Here is a 25,506-nt window from a genome sequence, read left to right on the forward strand (position 1 = left end):
TTTCCTTGGAATAATCAGAAGATGCCGCTAGGGTGATTTTACTTAATAGAGAGTGAAAACAGTGTAGAGCTCTTATTAAGACTTTCCGAATATAATGAATTTGCGATCGGAAAAACGGCAAAATGATTTTGCCAAGAAAACCTATTTCTGAACATTGTTGGTAATAAGTTCGTATGAAACAAGCTCAAAACGCTCGTAATTCGCGTAATCGAAATACACAAAGAAAATCTAACGGCAAAAGTAATGCTGGTAACAACCGGAATGACAATAAAGTTCGCGGTAATCCAAAGCAGCTTTTAGAAAAATATAAAACCCAAGCGCGTGAAGCAACTCAGGCAGGGGATAGAATAGCTGCCGAGAATTTTTTGCAGTTTGCAGATCATTATCAGCGTGTTTTAAACGACATGCGTGGGTCACAGCAAAACAACCAAAAGCGCAGTGACAATAACGATAATACTGACCGTGATGAAAACGCCAGTAATGACCCACGTGCGGAGCGCGGTGACAAGGAAGGTCGTGACCAAAGGCGCGGACGGCGCGGGCGCAATAATCGTTCAGACTCAGATCAAAACAAACAGGTAACTACAGAGGTTGCGGACGCTGCAGCAGTATCCGAAGAGGATACTTCTTCTCAAGAGCCTGTTGTTGAACAGGCGACACTTGACCTGGAAACGGCAGCACCTGGTGATGAAGTTGTCGCAGAGAACAAGGCTGAAGTTGCAGAAGAAGAGCCAGCTAAAAAACGCAAAGCGCCAGTACGCAGAAAAAGAACCCCAAAAGCAAAAGACGGCGAAGAGATAAGTGAAGATAAACCTAAGCCGCGGCGCAGGAAAAAAGCCGAGCCTTCTGATGATGAAGAAGCTGCTTAATATTTGAAAATACTTATACTAATTAAAGAATGGCCCGTTTGGGCCATTTTTGATTTTAGGCGAATACCCGACTTGTCATCAGCAATTTGATGCTTACATATGAATGGAAAGGCACGCCCATTTGGGGTGCTTAGTGATGAATAGGCTGCTCATTGAGGGCCAGAAATCCATGGGGTTATAAACACATGAATATTGATACATATACCGAAAGGTCAAAGGGTTTTATCCAGTCAGCGCAGTCCCTTGCGCTTCGTGAAAATCATCAGCGGTTTACACCAGAGCATATTTTAAAAGTTTTGCTTGATGATAAGGAAGGTCTTGCGTCCAACCTTATTAATGCAGCTGGCGGTCAGGCAAAGCAAGCTCAGACAAGCATTAATGATCATATTGCTAAAATGCCTAAGGTAGAAGGCAGCGGTGCTGGTCAGCTTCATCTTGACCCGAGCACAGCACGTGTTTTCGCCAAAGCGGAAGAGATTGCTGACAAGGCTGGTGATAAATTTGTTACGGTTGAGCGTTTGTTGCTTGCGCTTGTCCTCTCGTCAGATAGTGAAGCAGGTAAAATTCTAAAGAGTGCCAATGTTGATGCCGCAAAATTGAATAAAGCTATCAACGACCTCCGTAAAGGTCGGGCTGCAAATTCCAGTTCTGCGGAAGATGCGTATGATGCCCTTAACAGATATGCGCAGGATTTAACTGAGCGCGCAAAAGCCGGGAAGTTGGACCCTGTAATTGGACGTGATGAAGAAATAAGGCGGACAGTCCAGGTTTTGTCACGGCGCACGAAAAATAATCCGGTTCTGATAGGCGAACCCGGCGTGGGTAAAACTGCAATTGCGGAAGGCCTTGCGCTGCGTATCGCGAACAGGGACGTTCCTGATAGCCTTCAGGACAAGCGTATCATGTCGCTTGATATGGGGGCGTTAATTGCTGGTGCTAAATACCGCGGCGAATTTGAGGAACGCCTAAAGGCTGTGCTGCAAGAAGTAGCGCACGGTGACGGCGATATAATCTTGTTTATCGATGAAATGCACACGCTTGTCGGTGCAGGCAAAACTGACGGCGCTATGGATGCCTCGAACTTGTTGAAACCAGCGTTGGCACGCGGTGAACTTCACTGTATTGGTGCGACAACACTGAATGAATATAAGAAATATGTTGAGAAAGATGCTGCACTGGAGCGTCGTTTCCAACCTGTTGTTGTCGATGAACCAGGCGTAGAGGACACGATCTCCATCCTGCGGGGTTTGAAGGAAAAATACGAAGTGCATCATGGTATTCGTATTACGGACAATGCGATTGTTGCAAGTGCCACCCTTTCCAATCGATATATAACCGACCGATTTTTGCCCGATAAGGCGATCGATTTGATGGATGAAGCCGCAAGTCGACTGCGGATGGAAACCGAATCAAAGCCCGAGGAAATAGACGAGCTTGATCGTAAAATTGTCCAATTAAAGATTGAGCGCGAAGCGTTAAAGAAAGAAAAAGATGATGGTTCCAAGGCGCGTTTGAGCGACCTTGAAAAAGAGCTTAAAGACCTGGAAGAGCGCTCTAATGAATTAACAGCGCGCTGGAAAAATGAGAAAGACCGCCTTGCAGGTGGTCAACAAATTACCGAGCAGTTGGATGCGGCGCGTCAAAAACTTGCTGAGGCGCAGAGACGCGGTGATTTCGCGAAAGCAGGTGAGCTTCAACATAGCATTATCCCTGACCTGGAAAACAGGATTGCGCTGCAATCTAATGCGGCGCAGGACGAAGGTGCTGAGGATGGTGTATCGAACCTGTTACGTGAAGAAGTAACCGATAGCGATATCGCGGCCGTTGTATCCCGATGGACAGGAATACCTGTTGATCGAATGTTGGAAGGCGAGCGTGAGAAACTTCTTAAAATGGAGGCAGAATTAGGGAAAAGAGTTATTGGCCAAACCGAAGCCTTGTCTGCTGTTTCCAATTCCGTAAGGCGTGCACGCGCTGGGTTGCAGGACCCACGAAGGCCGCTTGGTAGCTTTCTATTCCTTGGACCAACAGGGGTTGGTAAAACCGAGCTTACTAAAGCGCTTGCTGTTTTTTTGTTTGACGATGAACATGCGATGGTTCGTATCGATATGTCCGAATTTATGGAAAAGCATTCGGTTGCAAGGTTGATCGGGGCTCCTCCTGGATATGTTGGATACGAGGAAGGCGGTGTTTTAACAGAAACCGTGCGAAGGCGCCCTTATCAGGTTGTTTTGTTTGATGAGGTAGAGAAGGCTCATCCTGATGTGTTTAATGTTTTGTTGCAGGTGCTGGATGATGGCCGTTTAACCGATGGTCAAGGCCGTACGGTCGACTTTTCAAATACGATCATCATCTTAACCTCCAATTTAGGGTCGCCATTGATTGCTGATCTTAAAGATGGTGAAGATGTTGAAAGCGTGCGTGATCAGGTCATGGATGTGGTGAAAGGCGCATTCCGCCCAGAATTTATCAACCGCCTCGATGAAATTATTCTTTTCCACAGACTGGGTAGAGAGCATATGGCAGGCATTGTCGATATTCAGATCGATTATCTAAAGCATTTGCTTGAAGACCGGAATATAGACCTTGAATTAGAGGACGGTGCGATCAAATGGCTTGGTGATGCCGGATATGATCCGGTTTATGGTGCGCGTCCTTTAAAACGTGTCATTCAGAAAAATGTTCAGGACCCGCTTGCGGAAATGATTTTGAAGGGTGATGTGAAATCAGGTGGCAAGGTTAGTGTAGGATCATCTGAAATTGGCCTAAGCCTGAAAGTTACATAGAAATTCAAGTTTCCACCCTTGAAAAGAAAAAGCCGGGGAAAACCCCGGCTTTCGTTGTTTAGTAGAGTACGTTGACCCCAAGGAAGAATACTCTTCCACGTGGACTAACCGGGAACGCATTCTCAGTAATGAATGGCGACTTGTTGGTTAAGTTATTCACACCACCATATACGCGCACATTATCAGTTAACTGATAGCTTGCGTTGATATCATGAATGAATACCTCGTTAGTAATCGCATTACCTTCGCCGAACAATTCGGTGGCGGTTTCAATTTCTACACCGCGCAGGGCTTGGCTATCCATATATTGTGTCTGCCAACCAACGGTTATGCGATCATATGACCAATTCAAGAAACCGTTCCCTGCCCATTCAGGCCTTTGCAATTCGCCCAATTCTGGGTCAACTGCTGTTAGGTCTGTTGGGTCAAAGAAGTTATCCAGTTTATCAAAATATGTTCCGTTGAAACCGATAGAGAATGCATGCTCATCAATATCAAAATCATATTTCGCCTGGAAATCTACACCAGCAGCTTCCAAAGCAGCAAAGTTCACCTGTTGTTGTCTCAGGAATGTAAAACCACCAAACTGAGGCGATGTTGTATCAGTGTTTCTTGTAAATAGATCACAGAACTGATTCGGGAATTGGCTAGAGTCGAAACATGCATCAACAATGTCCTGTGCACTTGGCGCCTGAATTGCGTCGCTGATCTCAATATTCCAATAGTCGACAGAAATTGTCAGGCCGTCAAGGAAACTTGGTTGTAGGACTACACCAACAGTGAAAGTATCAGCTGTTTCTTCCTGAAGGTCCGGGTTACCAACAGTTTCACCAACAAATCGTGCCGAAAGCGGATCTTGGAAACCAGCAGGCAAGCCTGCTGCAGCACAGTTTGCAACGCGGTTATTTCCGCGAGGGTCGCCTGTTGCAAGGAGGGCATCAATTTGACCCTGATCACATGGATCATTTGGACGGAAGAATGCTGCTTGTGCTGGGCTAAAGAGCTCGTCAATATTTGGTGCACGCACCGAACGTGAGTAACTCGCACGAATGCCAATGTCTTTATGCGGTGAATAATTTACGCCCGCATTCCAAGTGAATGTACTTCCAATTGTTGAATACTCAGAGTATCTCGCAGCAAGATCTAGTCTTAGTTCTTCTGCAAGGAATTCACCTTCTAGAATTGGTAGGGAAAGCTCACCAAACAATTCGAATACATCAAAACCACCGCCTGAATTTTGAACGAGAGCACCAGAATCGAATGTTAGAGCATTCTGGTCTAAACCTAATTCGGAAACGGCCTGACCAGCGTTAATATCCGGTGTAGTTACTGGTGCAATACCACGAACCAGTGGATCGAAAACGGACTGGCTTCTTTCATCACGGTACTCAGCACCAAGAACGAAGGCAATTGGACCGCCTGGCAACTCAAGGAATTCTTCTGTTGTGCCAGAAACGTAGCCATTCAGCACAAACTGCTCTAATTGGAAATCATTACGGACAGTTGTTGTAATAAAGTCGATTGCATCCTGACTAATATTGCCGGAACCGAAAATATTTGCTGGACGACAAGACCCATCACCAGGATTAAAGGTAAAGAAGCCTGGATTGAAGGCTGGAATACCAAAAATAGTTGTAGCAGGCGCCGTTGGGTCGATATCAGAGCGACAAATAGCATTGCCACTTGCATCGGTGGTTGCATCGATAGCAGCAAAGAAACGATCAACGATTACGCGGTTACGGTCAATCACCTCTCGGTCAAAGCGGCCGTAGTTTGCGCTTAATTCATAGTTCCAACCATTGTCAAACTCGCCTTCAATACCACCAACAATACGATAGGTTTCACTGATAAAGGTATCAATATTTGGCCCAAGGTCTGATGGGTCACGAGTTACGAATAATCCGCCTGCTCGGTCAGCAACGGGCTGCAATGCGTCTGGGATGAACGGGTTATCAGGTCGTATTGTCAAAAGATCGTAGAAAGTATTGTTTGGTCCACCGGACTCGACTTCTTGACGGACAAATTTTGCTTCAATGAAAGCCGTAATATTGTCATTAAGCTCATAGTTTGCGGTTACATTGACGCTAAAACGTTCGTCATCAGGTGTTAGGAAACCAGCGTCGTTTCCGTCCAGGACACCAGAACCGCCAAATGCGTTAAAGTTACCAACAATGAGACCGTCAGTTACAGGGCTGATGCTACCATCAGGGTTAGCAACGTGACACCCACCAGCGAGACCAAAAGCATTTGAGAAATCAAACAAGCCATTGAAGCCCACAAAGCTGTCGAGACAGTCTTCAACACCGTTTCCATCAACATCAAGACCAGATACCGAGAAGTCAGCAGGAATGATCGTACCGCCAGATGAGGTAATCGAGAATGTGGGTTGTGGCAGGATGACACGAGCAGGCGCGTTTGCGGCCCTGTCTATAAGGGCTTGCTCAGCAGCTGTTAGATTTGGTGCAGTGCCAAAGGTGTCAGTAAAGTCCTGGATGAAATTTGCGGCTGTGGGAATGTTAAATCCACGAGAAAAGCGGCCGTTTGCAGGACTAAAGAACTGTGCGAAGTTTGGTGTGTTTGTTGGATCAATATCGCCTAGCTGGAACCTAAGCGCTGGATTTGGGAAATCATCAGACTGTTGACCATTTCTGGTGAACTCGCGGTCGCCAAAGAGGATATTATCGCGGCGCGAATAATCGAAGGCTACGGTGAAATTACCGCGATCATCATCAAAGTTCTTACCGTATAAGATATTTGCCCGAAGGGTTTCACCGTCACCTTCATCAGAAATACTCCCTTGAACGTCAGCAGTGACACCCTCAAAGTCATCTTTCAAAATAAAGTTGATTACACCGGTTACAGCATCAGCACCATAAATCGAAGATGCGCCACCAGTTAGGGTTTCTACACGTTCAATCAATGCAGGAGGAATAGTGTTAATATCTACAGCCTGTGTGCCCGCTACGCCAGATACGTGGCGGCGACCATCTACAAGAACCAAGGTTCTTTCGTTACCGAGGCCGCGTAATTGTAAAACGGCTTGACCTGTTCCAGCAGCAAAAATTCCATCAATAGACCCTTCAGAACTGGAAGACGTCAACAAAGCAGGTTGGTCATTCAACACATCTGTTATATCTATCTCACCAGACAGGCGAAATTGTTCAGAGTCAAGAGTGGTTACAGGTGCAGGCGACGTTAAATTAGAGTCGCGCTTGATACGCGAGCCTGTAACAACAACTTCTTCAAATTCTTCATCATCATTTGCTGAGCTGTCTTGCGCAGATGCGCCAGTTAATCCTGCGCCGGTTGCGAATAGGGCAATCGCAGCAGTGCTAAGAAGATATTTTGAGCGCTTTCGTTTGTTTCGCTCAAGGCTGGTCAAAGTCATGAATATTCCTTCCCCATACTTTGTAATATTGTTACGCAATTATAAGTTTCTGCGCATTAAAGATGTGTCAGAATAGACATAAACTATCGATCGTGTGTATTAATTTATTAATAGACGGCAGTTATAGCACCATAAATCATAGGTATATGTTACCAGAAAAGCACAGGGTTAGCGCTTGATTGGATAAGGATAGCGGCGTCTGTTGGGATTACGTCTGTGATTGACCATCAAGACATCAATATTATTTACACCCATATGGTCGATATCGAGCACTAATTTGACATGAATAAGCTAAGAAAAAAGCCGGGAAAATTCCCCGGCTTTCATGATTTTAATTCAACAAATCTTAGAAGTTTGCACGTAGTGTGAAGAAGAACTCACGACCACGGATTTCAGCATTGCCGAAATCATTTGAAACTTGTTGTAGTAGATTTGGTCTACGATCAGTCAAGTTGTTGATTGTAACTTGCGCAGTCAACTCGTCGAAGAACTGATAGCTAAGTGTTAAACTATGGATAGCACGTTGACCAGTTCTGGTTGGTGTGCTGCCATCAGGCAATTCAATTGTGTTATCGCCTACAACACTAAATAGTGCTGAGTTCTGCCATGCAATTCTGTGGAATAGACGGAACTTCTCGTATGTGTAAGTTGTATCGAATGTAGCAGACCACTCAGGCTGGCCGAAGCTACCGATCACTGGATCAGCTGGCGCTGCAGCGTTAACCTGTGTGCGGTTTTCGATACGACGTACACCATTCAAGCGCCAAGAAAGGTTACCGTAGTCACCGTCTTGGAATGAACTGTCGAACAATGCGAGGATTGAATCAACTGGTGTGCTGTAGCGTGCATCAAACGTTACCAAACGAGTATCAGAGTTCGCAGCATTAAACTGACCTGTTGCGAAGTCGATAATCTGACCGTCCGCGTCACGAGTGAACGCGTTACAAACCGGGTTAGGATTGGTTTGGAAATCAGGGTCATCGAAACACTGCTGCAAGATTGTAGTCAGTGTAAGTGACTGAATACGATCACGAAGCTGAATGCTTAGGTAATCAGCGCGTAGACGTAGACCTGGGATCCAACGAGGTGAATATGCAAGGCCAATTGTCCAAGAATCCGCTACTTCAGGAAGAAGATTTGGATTACCAGATGTGGTACCAAGAACAGAAGCATTCACGATGTTAGATGTGAAGTCGCCGTTTACACCACCAAGTCCAATACTTTCACAGTTCGCTAGGCGAGTTGCTGGAACCTGACCGTTGTTGATGTTACGAGAATCACATGGGTCAGCAGCAAATGAGAAAGTGTTTGATACAGGTGTGAAAAGTTCAGCAAGTGCAGGTGTACGGATTGAACGTGTGTAGTTACCGTTGAATTGGAAGTCATTCAATACCTGTACACGACCTAGTAGAGTGTAGGTTGTGTTAGTATCAGATGTACCACCGATGTCAGTTGTAACAAGACGTACAGCCGGTTCGAATGATGCACTGTTAATTAGTGTTTCACCAAACAGGCTCTCACCGATTTCCCAATCAGGGTCTACAATTGGAACGACTAGCTCGCCGTAGAATTCACTTGTAGTGAATGTTCCGCCTGAATCAACAGCTGGTGAGTTACGAGTAATACCAGAATTTTGTAGAGGTGATGAACCGAAGCTACCAGTTTCTCTACGTGATTCCCAACCAACACCGAACTGGATCATACCAGTACCGAAATCAATCAAGTCACCGTTGAAGTTAGCTGCAACAACGCGCTGCTCGATATCAGTTTGTGTATTGATAAGAGCTTGAACAAACGCAAGTGCCTCTGGTGTTGCATTGCCAACACCGAACAAGTTCAACGGCACACAACCGTCTACAAATGGTTGTTCAGCATCGGTAATACCATTACCTGAAGCGTTTTGTGGATCACCAGCACCTGGTGTACCAAGAGCTTGCTGAAGAACTACGTTACAAACGATGTCGCCAGCCTGTGCAGCTAAACCTGCAGCAGAACTGATGAATACTGTTTCACCGTTACGTACAACAGCTGTACCATCAGCGATTACACCAGCAGTATCATCTGTTAGTGCAACAGCATCAATTGCATTGATGAAGCGCGGATCGTTTACAGTTGTTGTGAAGTTATCAATATCAGTTGAACCGAAGTTTGTGTGTACTTCCCAGCTGAAGTCACGCTCACCGATAGAGAAGTCGCCCTGTAAGCCGGAAACGACACGGTAAGTTGTGCTATCAATATCGATTTCGCCGTTGTTAACAAGGTCATTGTTAAAGCGGTTAACGAAGAAGCTATCAATGCCATTATCAGATAGGAAATTAGCAGCTTGCTGAGTTAGGAACGGGTTGTCTGCTCCGAATTGAAGAGCACCAGACTCGTTCGGGAACGCAAACGTTTGGAAACCACCTTGGTTCGCAAACTCAGTACCGCGAGAGTTGTTAAGTGTAAACTCGAAGAATGCTGTGATGTTATCTGTAATGTCATAGTGACCGATACCACCAAGAGTTACACGCTCTAAAGGTGTTTGGATTGTTCCAACATCATCGAATAAATCGAAGCCGTCACCACCAGCAGCGAAGAATGCTGAACCTGGAGGAGCTGTACCTGCTTGGAACGGAACAATGTCACCGTTATCAGCAAATTGAACAAATCCACCTACGTTAGGGAATTGACCAACGCCGAGTGATGGAATGATAGCACTACCAGGAGACAGAAGTCCGCCAGGTGTTACAATTTGTACATTCTGATCAAAGAAAACGTTAAATACGTCATTTGTTTCGCCGATAAATGGCTCAGCATCAGAAATGAATGCACGTGCATTATTTGAAAGCAATGGTTGGCTGTTGAATTCCATAGAGAATGCAACGTTACCACGTCCGTCAGCGAAGTTACCGCCAATTACAGACTGAATCTGGTACGTAGAACCGTCACCACGCTGAGTCACACCATAACGACCAGAGACTGATAGGCCCTCAAAGTCATCACGTAGAGTTACGTTAATTGTACCGGCAATGGCGTCAGAACCATAAACAGGTGCACCACCGATCGCGATAGTTTCAACGCGCTCAATAAGTGCGAAAGGAATAGTGTTAAGGTCAACCTGAGAACCAGAGTTTGCACCAGAACCAAAAGTCGGAGGGTTCGATGATACGAAACGGCGACCGTTTACAACAGTAAGAGTCCGTTGTGAACCTAGTCCCAAGAAGTTAACGATGTTCTGACCGATGTTCAGACCAGCTTGGTTACCGTTTGGTGAAGCAGCTGGTGCACCGAATGCAGGTGTTTCGTTAAGTAGATCAGCGATGTTTACAAACGCACGATCATCAAAGTCTTGACGATCAAGTGTAATATTTGGCTGAGCGTTATCGATACCAGAACGTTTAATACGTGAACCGGTAATAACAACTTCTTCCACTTCGGAATCGTCATCAACAGATGCGTCATCCTGTGCAACCGCGCCAGTGGTACCTAGGTAGCCCATCGCCGCGATAAGAGCTGAAGCTGTACCGTAGCTAAGACGATTCTTCAGCAAATCAAAATTACTCATATTTCTCTCCTCCCAAGAAAGAAAAAATTAAAACAAAGCACTGGTCAGCCCCTACCAGTAACTTGAGACCCCACCAGGTCACAAAGTTAAACTGTATCTCTTAAGTTTATGAGTAAAGCTAAAGATTATAGTTAAGGTTATAAATCTAGATATTGTTGCAAAAATGTTACGTTTGTATGTGTGGAGCGAGATGCTATTTGCGGTTGAACGATCGTTGCGAATGACTTGTTGCAACGATCGAAAATTATTAATCTAGAATTGAATAGGAAACTGTGTTTCTCAGGAAATGTGGAATTCAGGTAAGTTTACCTAGTCTACACGTTTTACCTTGCCACTGCGACCCGAATATTTGGTATTTTTGATCTTTATACTATAGCTGCCGAATAAGCCCTTTTTAATAATCACATTCGTTGGCTTATTTGGAATTGATAGGCTGGACCCACTTGTTTCTTGCCATATTTGACCATTGTCGAGATAAAATGTGTAACGGCCACGAGCGTTTTTCCAATATCGTTTGAGGCCTGAAGTGATTCTATCAGGTGTTGCTTCCTGATAATATTTTGATGATCGCCCAAAAGCATCGTCGCCGCTGTATCTACGTTTGAAATCAGGCTTTTTTCCTTCGCTTTCACGGCGTTGTTCGTGAAACGAGTCTGGATCTTCTTTAAGCTTCTCTACGATTGTGTTGAAGCACGCAAGGCGATCTTCTGAATCCTTAATCTGGTCACACTGCAATAAATCTTGAACCTGACCATCCTGAGCATGTGCAGAGGAAAGTGGACTAATAAACATAAATGTCAATGAAGTCGCAGCGATTCGGATTAATGATTTTGTCATGGATACACCTTGGATTAAAAACGATAGAACTATATTGATAGATTAAACGAAAAAAGCAAGCACTCACCATATCTAATACAGTTATAAAAATATATTATGTGCCCGCGGATTTCTCTATTGATACCCGAGTTTATAACTATAATTCCAAATATGCCAATTTCATGAACAGGTAACGTATTTTGACAAAATTAATATGGAACATACTCGGTGGTGTTTGTGTTTTTCTGGGAATTTTAGGGGTGATATTACCTCTTCTACCGACAACGCCCTTTGTTCTTTTGGCTGCATTTTGTTTTGCCAGAGGGTCTGATGTCTTTCATGATTGGTTATTAAACCACAAGGTATTCGGGCCGATTATAAGCGATTGGAATAATCACGGCGTTGTCTCCAGAAAAGCCAAAACAAGTGCAATTATATTTATGGCCTTTGCCGTTGGTTTGGCGGTTTATTTCAATGTTCCTGCCTTTGTTCTGATTATCCAGATTGCTATTTTATCAGGTGTTGCCATTTTCCTGTTAACACGACCTTCAAGCGCAGAAGATTTGGCCGAAGATTCGAATGAATGATTCGGCTATGGTGATTAGCTTACATGATTACGGTCAAATTGACTGATTATTTAACCAGACATTAACGGTAAAAATATAATCTGACCCGACGTTAGAAAAGTATGAGGGATCGTCGTGCAGCCTGAGGTGCAGCCAGAGTTTAGATTATTATTAGTCAAAAAGAATCTGATCGATAAAACGGATGAACGTTTCAAGGCTTTAATGCGTTGGAAGGATGTTGATCTGTTTCGGCAGCCGCTCAATTTCTTGTTTCCGCCAGATGCGCATGAACGATTGAATAAGTTATTAGAAATTGACAGCGACATATTTAAGCGTGTCACCTTTCCAAAGGTTCCTCTTCGCTTGAAAACAGGTGGCTATATCAATTTTGACATGAAGATTGAGGCGCTGGAAGGCGAAACGCGTCGCTTAGACTTCTATAAACCGGGGCGCGCTGATACCGAAGATACAGGCGATGATGTTGCCACAACCGATATGTATAGCTTTTTCAATTTCGTTGAAAAATTACTGGATAGCCCGTTTGACGAAGATCTTGATCTTACGATGATTGATAGCGCAGCCCTTCGTGATGGGGCTGAGCCAAATTTGAATGAAGATGAGAAAAAGCAGGTTCGCGACGAAATCGAACATGCCCTTAAAAAGCAAGCGGTTGGCGGGCAGTTGGGTCAGTTGGATGAGGCGAGTTATGGTCTTTTGACTCAAAGCGGTTTCGATGAAGAGGCCTTTGGCCGCGAAATGCAGGCCGTAGCAGAAAAAACAGGCATATCAGTTGATCAACTTAATATACGAACAGACGCTGTAAAACTTGATGACAGGGACTTATCTTCTGAAAAACTACATCAGGCCCTAAACCATTCTCGTGGTGTTTTCCTTGGCGAAGTTGAAGATAAGAATGGGCTCTCTACAATTTCAGCTGTGGTGGACGGTATTGAGCATAATAGAAATTTAATCGCTGAGGCCATTAAGAAATATAAATATCGGACAAGCCCGCGAACCATCAATAACAATGTTGAAGCGGTTTCGATTGCAATGTTGCAGCAAGGGAAGGTGAATTTGGAGGGGCAAATCAGACGCCCGGATGAAATCATTATCTTGCCTGACCATCCTGATATCGCCCTTGCGCATGATATTGCCCAACTCGAAGACTTGGTCCGAATGCGGACCAAACGCAGTCAGCATGAGCGCGAGAAACCGGATTTTTATGAATTATGTCGGTCAACGCTTGTGCAGCCCACTTTTGTTCAAAAACTGGATGCCATGATGCAGCGGCATGGTGAAAACGCTAGTTTAGTCGGTTTCAGGGTTAAGGGTCTTCCTCCTGTAAAAATGGGTGGGCCGCATTGGGCCGCCATTGATAAGCTTGCTGAGCGTGGCCACCCATTATGGCTTGATCGCTTCGGTGATGCGGTAGTGGCGCCAGAAGCGCTCAAGTGTCTTCATAAAGGGTTTGTTGAAATGCCACCCAGTTTGATGAAAATGTTAGCCGGGCATTTTGACGGCAAGGACATGATGGGCAAATTGGTTGCGACCTGGCAAGCCATGAATGTTGGTGTGATTTCTGCTGATTTACCCGATTATGAACTGAAAACGATGGCGCAGGAATTGGGCATTTCAATATCCGTCGAGGATGCTCCTGAGGCGACTGTTCATTAAACGAATCCTTTTGGGATAGACATCATGCGCCTCTCTGATTTTTGCATGATGTCTGGTTTTACGGCGAGTTACAAATACTCTACTGATTATTCCCAAGTTCGCGGTACCATGCTTGGTATGCGATTGTTGGGTATTGGGGATTAAATCTGATCCAGTTTTTTGTTGCTTCGGGGGATATGAATATAGCGCCGCCTTCTTCAGCGGTTAGGCCCAACGCATGGGCTTCCTTAGCGCCCTTGTCGATCGCCTCAAGAAGCTCCAGATAAATATCCAGATCTTTTGCTTTGGCAATGCCGCCGTGGCCACTAACCATGAGGTTATCACCGTTTTTAAAAAGATGTTTAACGGACGGCACTAATTTGGACGGAACGGCGTTCACATAATTGGGGAAATACCCTTCCCAAACCAGGTCACTTGCAAAAATAATGTCTGCGTCACTGATATGAACAGCAAGGTCGCTTGGTGTATGCCCTGCTAAGGGATCAATTGATATGGACCTGCCACCCAAGTCTAAGGATACTGGTTTACTTTCATCATGCAGAATTTGTGTCGGCCCTAGTAGGCGAATGGGTGGGCGGCCAAAAATTTCGTTCTCTCTGGGCTCACCTTTGCCGTAGGTTTCAAAAATCAAATCCCGTGTCACTTCGGTCATGATGATTTCCGGGCCTTCGCTTCCTCGCTGAAAGCCAGCAAGCCCGCCGCAGTGATCCGCGTGAAGGTGCGATACGATCACATGTGTTGGATATCGCCCCGTTAGTTTTTTGGCATGTTCGGATAACCACGCGGCACCTTCAGGCCTGAAAAAGGCATCATACACAACAACCTTATCATCACCCATGATCAATCCGGCGTTTGATAATGTTGTGGTTTCAAATCCACCATTTGCATTTACAGGGGTCGAGAGTACGGCCCAGACGCCGTCACCAATTTCCTCAAGTCGTGCGAACGATTGTTCATCGATGAGTTTGCCTGATGACTGCTTGCGTGTTGCAGCACCAAAAACACCTGTTGTCATAAGTGTTGCTGCACCCGTCCCTGCGATAAACGCACGACGAGATGGTTTTGAAAAAACTGAGCCCATTGAATATCCCCTAAAAACCAAAGTTGCTGCACCATACAAACAGTGGATTATGAAGGGAAGGTGTTCACTAAAAAGTGGTTACAAGAAAATGGCCAAAAGAAAAGCCGGAGAAAACCCCGGCTTTTTTATGGTTAGGCGTATCAGACGATTATTGGTCGCGTGGGCCTGCTGGCAGGTTGTTAAGGAAATAATTGGTCTGTGCTGTCATCATATGACGAACGGTCCCTTTTCCTTCGCGAATACCATGCGTACGGTTGGGGTACGAGATAAAATCAAACTGAATATCGTTTTCAACCAGTTTGTTAATCAGGCGTTCGCTACCCTGATAATGGACGTTATCATCACCAGTGCCGTGAATCAGAAGCAGTTTGCCTTTCAGATTCTCGGCGTAGTTAATCGCCACTGCCTTTTCATAATAGGCTTGGTCATCAGGTAAAATGCCGGAGTAACGCTCTTGATAGATACTGTCATAAAGACGGATATCCGGAACGGGGGCCCGTGAGACACCAACTTTATATACGTCACCGTGGCGGAAAAGTGCATGAAGTGTTGATGTACCACCACCTGAATGGCCCCAAATGCCCACACGGTCTGCATCCAGGTATGGACGTTCCGCGAGTAGTTTTTTCGCGGCCGCCGCCTGATCATTCACGTTGGTGAGGCCAAGGGTTCTATATATCGATTTGCGCCACGTGCGCCCCTTGGGTGCTGGCTGCCCGCGGTTATCAACGGTTGCTACAATATACCCTTTTTGGGTCATCATAATGTGCCAAAGGTCATTACGGTTCCAGCTGTCAGCGGCTGTCATACCAGCAGGTTCACCGTACACGTAAAAGATTACAGGGTATTTTTTATTTGGATCGAAATCCGCCGGGAACCTAAGGATACCTTCCATTGTGGTATCGTCGGTTGTCACGCTAAAGAATTCGGTCTTGCCGCGGTTAAGTTTGCCGTATGTATCTGCAAGCTTGGCATTGTCCACAAAGCTTTGTGCTTGGCTATGGTCGGGCAAGCGCACGAGGTCAATAGCCAGCGGCTTATCTCTGTTGGACCAGCGGTGGAATGCGTATTTTCCGTCATAACTTACAGTATAGCTGTGAGACCCTTTTTGACTTTCAGGTGTCAAACGCTCGGCGGGTGAACTTCCGTCGATTGCAATCCGGTATAGATACATGCGCTGTGGGTCATCGGGTGAGGCGTTAAAGTAAATATAGCCGCCTTCCGTATCGATGCGATTGATCCTTACAACATCATAGTCACCTTTGGTGATTTTGGTTCGAGTTTTACCATCTCGGCTGATGCGATAAATTTGACGCCAGCCCTCTTGCTCACTAACCCAAAGGAATTCCTTACCGCCGTTAAGCCAACGAAAGTCTGTAACAACATCAAGCCACGCATCATCGTTGTCGGTCATGACAACAGCGCTTTTGCCATTTTTGGCGTTCGCTAGAATCATATTATTTGTGTTCTGGCGGCGATTAAGCTGTTGTATGATCACTTCATCGGAATTATCAGCCCACTCAAGGTAGGCGATGTAATTCATGCGTGGATCACCATCAACCTTCATCCATTTTGTTTTACCGCCGTTTACGGAAACAACCCCCACTTTGGCCGCAGAATTTGTTTCGCCAACCTTTGGATAGCTATAGGTGGTAAGTTGGGGATAATTTTCATCAGTGTTGTTGATGAGGGTGAAATCTTTCACGCCTGACGCATCAAGCTGCCAATAGGCGATTTTACTACCGTCCGGTGACCAGCGGAAGCCGTCACGCAGCCCAAATTCTTCTTCATAAGCCCAGTCGAAGGTACCATTGATGATCGTTTCCGAACCATCTTTGGTAAGGCGTGTTTGCTTGCCTGATTTCACATCCTCGACATAGATGTCATGGATTTTACGGCCTGTTTTCTGAACATAGGCAATCTTGCTTCCGTCCGGAGAGAATTTGGCAAACATCAAGGAAGATTCCGGGAAATTAGCCCCAATTTGACGAAGCTTGCCATCATTAAGAGATAGTACCCAGTAATCACCTTGTGTGTTTCGGCGCCAGACGCGTTTGGTATTGGTGTAAATCAGGGCAATCTGACCATCATCCGACCATGTGAAATCGCTAACATCAATCGGCTTGTCTGCGCCTTCAGGAATTAACTGACTTGCAGAGATTAAGACCTCTTTTGCACCGGTTTCCGGATTATAGCGAACAACATCCCGGCCACCCTCGACACTTTCAGATTTCTCAATGATTGTGTATCCGCTGTCATCCTTAAGCCAACGTGTGCCACCGAACCAATCACTATCAAAGTCTTTGGATGCAAATAAGCGTTCTAGTGAAAGAAGGCTCATATCTGTATTTTCTTGTGTTGCTGTTTCCATCTCTGAAGACACTGAATGTGTTTCACTATCAATATAGTTAAAAGGGATCAATGCTGCGCTTGCCAATGCAGTAAGACCAAGCAGTCTTGCTTTGAATGTCATGATAATTCCTCAAATTTACCCACCCATCGGAACCGCACTTTGCAATGCGTCACCTAAAAATGCAAGAGAGGTAAGTCGAGATGAAGGTTATTATCGGTCAAATTACGAAATAATAGATGCAGATAAAATGGCATCCAGCACCAGCCATTACAAATAAGTGCCAGATCGTGTGGGTATACGGAAACTTTTTCAGAGCATAGAAAATTGCGCCGACTGTATAACACAGGCCGCCAGCGATTACCCAGGTAATGCCCCCTTCTTTTAAGTGGTCGATGAGTTCGCCAATCATGAAAACACTGGCCCAGCCCATGGCTAGATATACCCCTAGGGAAAGTGGGCTAAATTTTTTTCCGGTTTTCCGAATAAAGGCAGTGACTTTAAAGAAGGTGCCGAAAAATGCAGCCCCCCAAATCCCAATCATTACCCACATTCCTGTTATTGTGGGTAATGTAATAAGGGCAAATGGCGTGTAGGTTCCGGCAATTTTGAAATAAATCGCTGAATGATCGAGCATTTTCAGCATAGGCTGAAGGGGGCTTCCTGGCATACTGTGGTAAAGTGTGGAAAAGCCAAACATCAAAAGCATGCTGACGGCGTAAATAACAACAGCGGTTACCGCAAGCATTCCCGCACTTTCTGCTTTCAAGGCTAGAATGATCAGCGCAAAAATTGAAAAAGCCGCACCAATTCCATGGGTTGCAGCATGCAAGAACTCCTCACGTGGGGAATAATCGCCGGGAATGGAAGGGCTTGTGATCAATTGAAATCCTTATTAACAATTTTCTTAATAATACGGTACGGTAACGGATTGGATCAAGCGTGATTGTATCACAAGCCCGGCATTATGTGTGTGGTTTCTTGACAAACCAATTGCCTGAACGCAAAAGCACCTGAGGGATTTTGGGAAAAGGGGTGTCAGAATGCGTTTATCAATTACTTTATCATTGGCTATATTGGGTGCTGCTGTTACGGGTGCTTTATCTTATCCATCCTGGGCAGATGATGGCCCCGGTGTCCATGTGCGGCAAGAGCATAAAATTGGATCGGCCCCGCATGGTAGCTATCTTGATAATGATACGCTTTATGTAGCCCTGTCTGGTGATGATGCTATCATTGGATTGGACAGTGAAACCCTTAAGCAAAAATCAAAGTGGCAGGTTGCGGGTACACCGCTTGATATAATCAAGATGGGTGATGATTGGCTTGTAACGGCTTTTGGCAGTGATGAATTAATCGAAATCAAAGGCAGCAGCGGCCAGGGTGGTGCGCGCTGGAAGGTTGGAAAAGGGCCTTCGCTATTTGCACCCAGAGTGGTTGACGACAAAGCCTATGTGGTTAGTGAATTTGCTGATCAATTGACGGTTTTCAATTTGAAGGATCGCCGGATTGAGAAAACCTACAAAACAGGCAAGAGGCCGTATCCTGCTGATGTGACCAAAGATGGTGTTCTCGCCTTCATCCCGAACCGAACCGATAGCACGGTAACGGTGATTGATCTGTTATCTGAACAAACGGTATCCACTGTTAATGTATGTAAAAACCCTGAGGGTGGGGCGTTAACGAATGACGACACAACATATTATGTCGCTTGCGGCGGCGACAATAAGGTTGCGTTGATCAACACAGCGTCTTTTGACGTTATTAAAACCATAGAAACGGGAATTGGAGCGCGACCATTTTCAGTGGCTATGAGCGATGATGGCAACCTTGCTTTTGTCAATAATGCGGGGGGCAAAACCTTATCGGTTATTGATACAACAAGCCGAAAAGTTGTTGATACTGTTAAGGTCGGTGAGCAGCCTATTGTTATGCGCAGGTCTGCTGGGACGCTTTATGTTACAAATGAGGTTAGCGGAACGGTGTCCAAAATTTCAGTTCCACAAGCGCAGTTGCGTACTAAAAACGGTGTTAAAAATGAAGTTATTATGCTTGGCATGATCCATAGCGGACATAATACAAGTGATAAATACTCACTCCCTTTCCTGACAAAGTTGATCAAAGACATCAAACCTGACTATGTGTTTACGGAAATCCCACCAAATCGTCTTGAAGCTGCTTTGGATGGTTTCAAGGCAACTGGCGAATTAAGCGAGCCACGAGTACGTCGCTTTGCTGAATATATTGGGGCCTTGTTTCCTTTAACAAATGAAATGGACTTTGAAATTATCCCAACAGCCGGCTGGAATAGCTATATGGCAGGATACCGCAGGGATGCGTTGAAACGGATTGAAAATGATCCAAAGCGCAAAGCAGAATGGACCGAATATGAAGCCGCAAACAAATGGATGGATGAAGCCATTGGGGAGCGGGGTGATAATCCTTATTTTATTCACACCGATGAATATGACGCGATAACAAAAAAGGGGTTAGAGCCCTATGATCGTTTGTTTAATGATGAATTGGGAACTGGTGGTTGGACAACGATTAACAAAGCGCATTATGCCCTGATTGAAGAGGCGCTCAATAAATACTCAATGGAAGGTAAGCGAATTTTAATCACGTTTGGCGCTGGTCATAAATACTGGTTTTTAGAACAGTTACGAAAGCGAAACGATATTGATCTTTTGCCTGTTTCACCATTTCTGGACGCTGCTGGTGGTACTGCGTTCAAAGGTGAGGATGATTAAGATGACCTGGATTCAAACAATTTCATTCGCTTCGGCTACGGGTAAATTAAAGGATATTTATAAACGTGTAACCGGCCCGGATAATAATGTTGATAATATCCTTATGGCGCACTCGCTAAGGCCTCATACGCTTGAAGGGCATATGGCGATTTATAAAGCCGTTCTCCACCATTATGGCAATTCTATTCCAAAATGGATGCTTGAGGTTCTCGGTGTCTATGTCAGCCTCATGAATAACTGTACATATTGTGTGGAACATCACTTTTCAGGGTTATCAAGGCTTTTGAAAGACCAAGGAAAGGCGGACCAAATTAGAAGTGCTCTTGAAGAACATGCACCTGATTTGGCGTTAGAGGCAAAATATGTTGCTGCTTGTCAGTATGCGAGGAAACTTACAGAAAATCCGAAAGATATGAGCGAATATGATGTACGTTCGCTCAAAGATGCAGGTTTTGACGATGGTGAAGTGTTGGAAATTAATCAGGTCGTTGCTTATTTTGCTTACGCAAATCGCACTGTACTTGGACTTGGCATCAATACCGACGGTGATGTTATCGGGCTTTCACCCAACTCTTCGGAGAACCCTGATGACTGGTCACATTCCTGAAGATCAAGGGCTATAGGGACGGTTATTAAATCGGTTGAGTTGCAAATATTCACTTTGTCGCATGAACTAAACCGCTCACCCCATTTTAGTCGGGTTGTTGACGTTGCTTCGCTACAAGCAACTGGGAAGTTACATAATAGCGTTTTTATGTTTTTAGTTTACACGATGGGGATAGATTTTGGGGTGGTGGAGTTCAACGAGTATGCTCGGTAATAATAAGAAAAAGAGCCTATTGTTGTGTATTTTATTGGGTAGTACGAATGTTACAGCACTGAACGCATATACTATCGAAGATGATACAACCGAAGCAACGTCGCAAGAGACAAGTAAAGACGGTGGTGAAGACGGAATTGTCGTCTATAAACCTGAATTTTTTGATCAATATTTTCCGGTAACTGCTCTTGATATGGTGAACAGGGTTCCCGGGTTTGCGATTGACCGTGGCGGTGACGTGCGTGGTTTTGGCGGTGCTGCGGGTAATGTTCTGATTGATGGTAAACGCCCCAGTACAAAATCAGATAATATTGAAGACTTGCTTAGCCGTATTAGCAAGGGAAGCGTTGAACGTGTCGAGCTTATTCGCGGTGCTACGGGCGGTCTCGATCTTGGTGGGCAACAAACCGTTGCTGTGAATGTGGTGCGTAAGGATGATGCTGGTGGGGCTATTCCCTGGGAACTTAGTTTTCTGGGTAGCCGCGCAGGTTTTGTGCCGCGACTAAATGTGGCTTACAGCAATGAAATAAACCGAACCAGCTATACCATCGGCCTTGAAGGGCGACAGTTTATTTTTCAGGAAAGAGGCGATGAAAACCTGATTAACTTTGCTGGCCCTAACGAGCTTCGTGAAGAGGTGGAAGATGGCCGATTCAGACGCTTAAGCCTGGATATCAAAACCGAGACTGGTTTTGATAATGGTGATATTTTCCGGCTTAATTTTCGAACCAATCGCCGCGGATTTGACGGTGAAGAAAATTCCGATAGGACGCCTGAAAATCAGGGCTCAAGCGATTTGTTTCTACAAATTCGCGATAATTCCAACAATGACTTTGAGGTCAGCAGTGATTACGAGCATGATTTCTCAGAAAATTTTGCGATCAAGGTTATCGGTCTTATCAACCGACAGTTCCGGGAAAACCTCTCTACGCTTGATATTGACCGCGCTATTGGTGAAGACACGATTAACCAGTCTATTTCCGACACAACGGAAGGTGAGACTATAGGGCGTCTCGAATTTGATTGGAATGGTTGGAAAAATCATACAATCCAGTTCGGCGGTGAAATCGCCCAAAACTTTGTTGATAGTGACTTCCAGCTTTTCAATAATGGTGAAGAAATTCCATTACCTGGTTCAAATACGAGAGTGAGTGAACTGCGGGGTGAACCTTTTATTTCTGACTCGTGGTCGCTGAATTCAAAGCTAACGGCTGATCTGTCGCTTGCTGTTGAAATATCAAGAATTCAGCAAACGGGTGACGTAGAAAACAGCAGAACCTTTGTTTTTCCAAAACCACGTTTATCCTTTACTTATGTACCAACATCGCAGAGCCAGTGGCGACTGCGTTTAGAACAGGAAGTTGGGCAGCTAAACTTCTTTGATTTCGTAAGCTCTGCTAACTTTGATGATGCGGACCTTGATTTTGGCAACCCTGATCTGCAACCGGATAGAACGCTTGTCGCTGAAGCAGCTTATGAGCGCCGCTTTGGTGAAATTGGTGTTGTCTCGTTGACAGTGTTTTATAATTACGTTCAGGACTTGATTGATTTAATCCCGACAAGTGCAACAACGGAAGCCACAGGTAATATCGGAAATGGCACGCGGTACGGCGTCGAAGTTGGCTTTACAACTCCGTTTGATTTTATCGGCCTCTCTGATGCGCGTGTGGATGTGAATTACCGAATACAGGGCTCAAGTGTCACCGATCTCGTAACGGGTGAAAGCAGACGGTTTTCGAACGAAAGGCCGCAATCGATTGAAATTGACTTCAGGAAAGAACTGCCTGGACTGCGTTCTGCAACAGGATTCCGGTACTTTGACCGAAATGACTCGCAGTTTTTTGGTGTTGATGAATTTGTAGTTCAGGAAAACAATGATACTCGGTTTAGCATGTTTTGGGAAACAACCTTGCCTGCTGGTATTAAGGTGCGCGGTGAAGTGAATAACCTATTTAATACCAATGAATCGCGTGTACGAACCGTCTTTAACGGTTCCCGTTCGCTTAGCGATGTCTTGTTCATAGAAGATCAATTGAGAACTCAGGGCACTGAATTTTTCCTAACCGTGAGCGGTGTTTTTTAGGCCTAGGGTTTCTGGCTTTATCACAAGTCTGTTATTTTTGGCCTGTTTCCTTTTGATCAGCACAAGTTTCGCATAGGCTGCGCACAACTCTTGAAAGTGGGTAAGGGGTTTAAAATGGGTAATCATAAATTCATGACGCGATTGACCGCAATCATATGTGCGCTCGCTACATTGTCATTCACAGCAAAAGCGCAGGTTGTTTTCGATGATGTTAACGTTTTAAACATTGAGCACGGCACCGTTGATGAACATCAACGCGTTGTTGTTGACGGTGACCGCATTATTGCAGTTGGATCAAAGAGCGTTATCAGTATCCCGTCTGGTGCACGCGTGGTTGATGCTAGTGGCAAATATTTGATGCCGGGTCTCGGTGAAATGCATGGTCACATTCCACCCATTACATCTGGCAAACAGGCGATTGCGGATACTCTTTTCCTCTATGTATCAAACGGCGTTACGACCGTGCGTGGTATGCTTGGTTCCGAGGGCCAGCTTGAATTACGCAAGCAGGCAAATAGTGGTGAAATCACTGCACCCACACTTTACCTGGCTGGGCCAAGTTTTAATGGAAACTCTGTCACATCCCCAGAGCAGGCAAGCGCTAAAGTTCTAAAACAGGTTGACGAAAGTTGGGACCTTTTAAAGGTTCACCCTGGCCTTACACTGCCGGAATATCAGGCGATGGCAAAGACTGCGAATGAGGCGGGTATTGAATTCGGCGGCCATATCCCTGACCAGGTTGGCCTTTTGAATGCGCTGAGTGTAAGCCAGCGCACAATTGATCATTTGGATGGATATATCCCCTTTGTTGAAGGCGCTCATAAGCTTGCAGACGATGCAAAGCTCGTAGAGGCGGCAAAATTAACCCGTGAAGCTCGGGTAGGGGTGGTACCAACAATAGCTCTTTGGAAGGTGTTGTTGCGGGCAGATAATCTGGACCGGCTAAAGGCCTTACCAGAGCTGAAATATATGCCCAAAGCAACGCGTGAGGGCTGGATTAATTATTATAAGCAACCACAGAATATTGCATTTCTGCGTGGAAGTGCTCCTGAAATTCGCCACCAAAATCGCCTTAAATTATTGAAGGTATTATCTGATGAAGGCGTTGAAATCCTTTTTGGAACAGACGCGCCTCAGGTGTTTAGTGTACCGGGCTTTTCTATCCATAATGAAATGGCAACAATGCAAGAAGCCGGAATGACACCACAGGAAATCCTAAAAAGTGCTACACTTGCGGTTGGCAACTATTTCAAGACTAAGGATCGTTTCGGGCAAGTCAGGGCCGGTTATCGGGCAGACCTGATATTATTGAATGGTAACCCGCTGACTGATCTTGAATATATGAAAAACCCTGCTGGCGTTGTTCAACGGGGACATTGGCTTGACCGTAAAACCATAGACACAGAACTTGCAGCAATTGAAGCAAGATATAAATAATTCTAAGACTTAAATTTATTGGGCAACATATAAACTAAGGACCAGACCTTATGATGAAGATGATAATGAAAGCGACGCTTGCAGCAGGAACACTGATGTCGGCAACAATGCTTGCAAATGCGGATTTCGACGCAGAGACAGAGAAAAAGTTTGATGCAGTTCTCGCAGGAAAACACAGAAGCGAAGGCAATGTAGCGCGTGACAAGTATCGCCACCCTAAAGAAACGCTGGAGTTCTTTGGCGTGAAGCCGGATATGACTGTCGTGGAAATTTGGCCTGGTAGTTATTACACAGAAATTCTTGCGCCGTTTTTGCGTGAAGAAGGCAAGTATGTTGCAGCAGTAAGCAGCGCCGTTAACGGCAGCGCCCGTGCTCGCCGCGGGATGGCTGGTTATTTGAATACACTTGTTGAAAAAGATGATGTTTTGGGTGCAACCCATGTGTCAGAATTTACATACCCGGATAGCCTGACAACGGTTCCAGCTGGTACAGCTGATATGGTTTTGACTTTCCGTAATGTTCATAACTGGATGGGTGCAAAGGCAGAATATGGAATTTTGTCAGCAGCCTTTAAAGCATTGAAACCAGGTGGCATTTTAGGTGTTGTTGAGCACCGTCTTGATGGCGGCGAAGGCGTTGAAGAAGGCCAGAATGCTCGCCGTGGTTATGTGCGTGAAGGATATGTCATCGAAGTTGCGCGTTCGTTAGGCTTTGAGGTCGTGGATGCAAGCGATGCAAACGCGAACCCAAAAGATAATAAAAACCACCCACGCGGTGTTTGGACGTTGCCTCCGCGTTTCGCGCTTGGTGATCAGGACCGTGAAAAGTACGCGGCTATTGGCGAATCTGATCGTTTCACATTGAAATTCAAAAAACCGGAACAGACTCGGTAATTTGAATTTTAAATCGCATGATTTAAGAAAAGCGCTTGAAAGTTTTCAGGCGCTTTTTTGTATTTTATTTTCCAAAAATTGCGTGCACGCTGGATAAAAACCATTTGTATCGTCGCGATGTATTTTTTTGCTTGAAAAATCCACAGAATTTCATCATAGAGTTCCGCTTAGACGTAAAGCGCACGTGCCACGACGCTATCTGCTTAAGGCAGTGCTAATGGGACAGTACGGGAGGCGGCGCAAACGTTCTTTTGTTGGTTGGACTTGAAGCCTGATGGCTTACTGATTGATGGAAGGAGTTTGCTCGTGGCAACCCTGATCGAAAATAAAACAAAGCGCTTTGACCCTGCATTCAATTTGCAATCATTCATATCGCCTGATCTTTTTAAATACTTCTCGTTTGTTTTGAAGCTAAGCCATACGGGCGCACGCTAATCGCGTGCTCGTGT

General features: G+C 45.2%; 15 protein-coding genes. 9 read left to right on the forward strand and 6 right to left on the reverse strand.

Annotated features, from left to right (window positions below; translation table 11 throughout):
- Positions 1 to 173: 173 nt before the first annotated feature.
- Both KFF44_RS02350 and clpB read left to right on the forward strand, forming a co-directional pair.
- Positions 174 to 869 carry a DUF4167 domain-containing protein gene (locus KFF44_RS02350; protein WP_255936782.1) on the forward strand — a complete coding sequence of 232 codons (696 nt, stop codon included), beginning with the start codon at positions 174 to 176 and terminating at the stop codon, positions 867 to 869.
- 185 nt (positions 870 to 1,054) lie between these two features.
- On the forward strand, positions 1,055 to 3,655 hold the full coding sequence (clpB, locus tag KFF44_RS02355; protein ID WP_255936784.1) for an ATP-dependent chaperone ClpB: 2,601 nt from the start codon (positions 1,055 to 1,057) through the stop codon (positions 3,653 to 3,655).
- Between the two features lie 58 nt (positions 3,656 to 3,713).
- Here clpB and KFF44_RS02360 read toward each other — a convergent pair whose 3' ends face one another.
- The 3 genes from KFF44_RS02360 to KFF44_RS02370 form a co-directional block, all read right to left on the reverse strand.
- Positions 3,714 to 7,043 carry a TonB-dependent receptor domain-containing protein gene (locus KFF44_RS02360; RefSeq protein WP_255936792.1) on the reverse strand — a complete coding sequence of 1,110 codons (3,330 nt, stop codon included), beginning with the start codon at positions 7,041 to 7,043 and terminating at the stop codon, positions 3,714 to 3,716.
- Positions 7,044 to 7,389: 346 nt separating this feature from the next.
- A complete protein-coding gene (locus KFF44_RS02365; protein WP_255936794.1) occupies positions 7,390 to 10,587 on the reverse strand; it encodes a TonB-dependent receptor domain-containing protein in 3,198 nt (1,065 codons plus the stop codon).
- Between the two features lie 309 nt (positions 10,588 to 10,896).
- On the reverse strand, positions 10,897 to 11,424 hold the full coding sequence (locus KFF44_RS02370) for a hypothetical protein (protein ID WP_255936795.1): 528 nt from the start codon (positions 11,422 to 11,424) through the stop codon (positions 10,897 to 10,899).
- Between the two features lie 179 nt (positions 11,425 to 11,603).
- Between KFF44_RS02370 and KFF44_RS02375 the strand changes: the two genes are divergently transcribed.
- The gene (locus KFF44_RS02375) at positions 11,604 to 11,990 is read left to right on the forward strand and encodes a YbaN family protein (protein WP_255936796.1); all 387 of its coding nucleotides are present in this window, start codon (positions 11,604 to 11,606) and stop codon (positions 11,988 to 11,990) included.
- Between the two features lie 114 nt (positions 11,991 to 12,104).
- Positions 12,105 to 13,643, forward strand: coding sequence for a hypothetical protein (locus KFF44_RS02380; protein ID WP_255936797.1), 1,539 nt, complete (start codon positions 12,105 to 12,107; stop codon positions 13,641 to 13,643).
- A gap of 79 nt (positions 13,644 to 13,722) precedes the next feature.
- On the opposite strand, the gene KFF44_RS02385 is transcribed toward KFF44_RS02380, so the two are convergent.
- From KFF44_RS02385 to KFF44_RS02395, 3 genes are all read right to left on the reverse strand, one after another.
- Entirely contained in the window at positions 13,723 to 14,724 is a 1,002-nt protein-coding gene (locus KFF44_RS02385; protein ID WP_255936798.1) for an MBL fold metallo-hydrolase, read from the reverse strand.
- Positions 14,725 to 14,872: 148 nt separating this feature from the next.
- Entirely contained in the window at positions 14,873 to 17,197 is a 2,325-nt protein-coding gene (locus KFF44_RS02390) for a S9 family peptidase (RefSeq protein ID WP_255936800.1), read from the reverse strand.
- A 97-nt stretch (positions 17,198 to 17,294) separates the two neighbouring features.
- Positions 17,295 to 17,957: a hemolysin III family protein gene (locus tag KFF44_RS02395; protein ID WP_255936807.1), complete on the reverse strand. Its 663-nt coding sequence runs from the start codon at positions 17,955 to 17,957 to the stop codon at positions 17,295 to 17,297.
- A 160-nt stretch (positions 17,958 to 18,117) separates the two neighbouring features.
- Here KFF44_RS02395 and KFF44_RS02400 point away from each other — a divergent pair, with 160 nt between their 5' ends.
- The 5 genes from KFF44_RS02400 (at position 18,118) to KFF44_RS02420 (ending at position 25,057) form a co-directional block, all read left to right on the forward strand.
- Positions 18,118 to 19,824, forward strand: a complete 1,707-nt coding sequence (locus KFF44_RS02400; RefSeq protein ID WP_255936809.1) for a YncE family protein — start codon at positions 18,118 to 18,120, stop codon at positions 19,822 to 19,824.
- Between the two features lies 1 nt (position 19,825).
- Positions 19,826 to 20,431, forward strand: coding sequence for a peroxidase-related enzyme (locus tag KFF44_RS02405; protein ID WP_255936811.1), 606 nt, complete (start codon positions 19,826 to 19,828; stop codon positions 20,429 to 20,431).
- Positions 20,432 to 20,633: 202 nt separating this feature from the next.
- Positions 20,634 to 22,727, forward strand: coding sequence for a TonB-dependent siderophore receptor (locus KFF44_RS02410; RefSeq protein ID WP_255936813.1), 2,094 nt, complete (start codon positions 20,634 to 20,636; stop codon positions 22,725 to 22,727).
- Positions 22,728 to 22,841: 114 nt separating this feature from the next.
- Complete coding sequence (locus KFF44_RS02415; protein WP_255936828.1) at positions 22,842 to 24,164, forward strand: amidohydrolase family protein; 1,323 nt, start codon at positions 22,842 to 22,844, stop codon at positions 24,162 to 24,164.
- 53 nt (positions 24,165 to 24,217) lie between these two features.
- Positions 24,218 to 25,057: a class I SAM-dependent methyltransferase gene (locus tag KFF44_RS02420; protein WP_370691134.1), complete on the forward strand. Its 840-nt coding sequence runs from the start codon at positions 24,218 to 24,220 to the stop codon at positions 25,055 to 25,057.
- Positions 25,058 to 25,506 lie beyond the last annotated feature (449 nt).

Origin of the sequence: Kordiimonas sp. SCSIO 12610, from assembly GCF_024398015.1 — a bacterium.
Classification (GTDB): domain Bacteria; phylum Pseudomonadota; class Alphaproteobacteria; order Sphingomonadales; family Kordiimonadaceae; genus CANLMI01.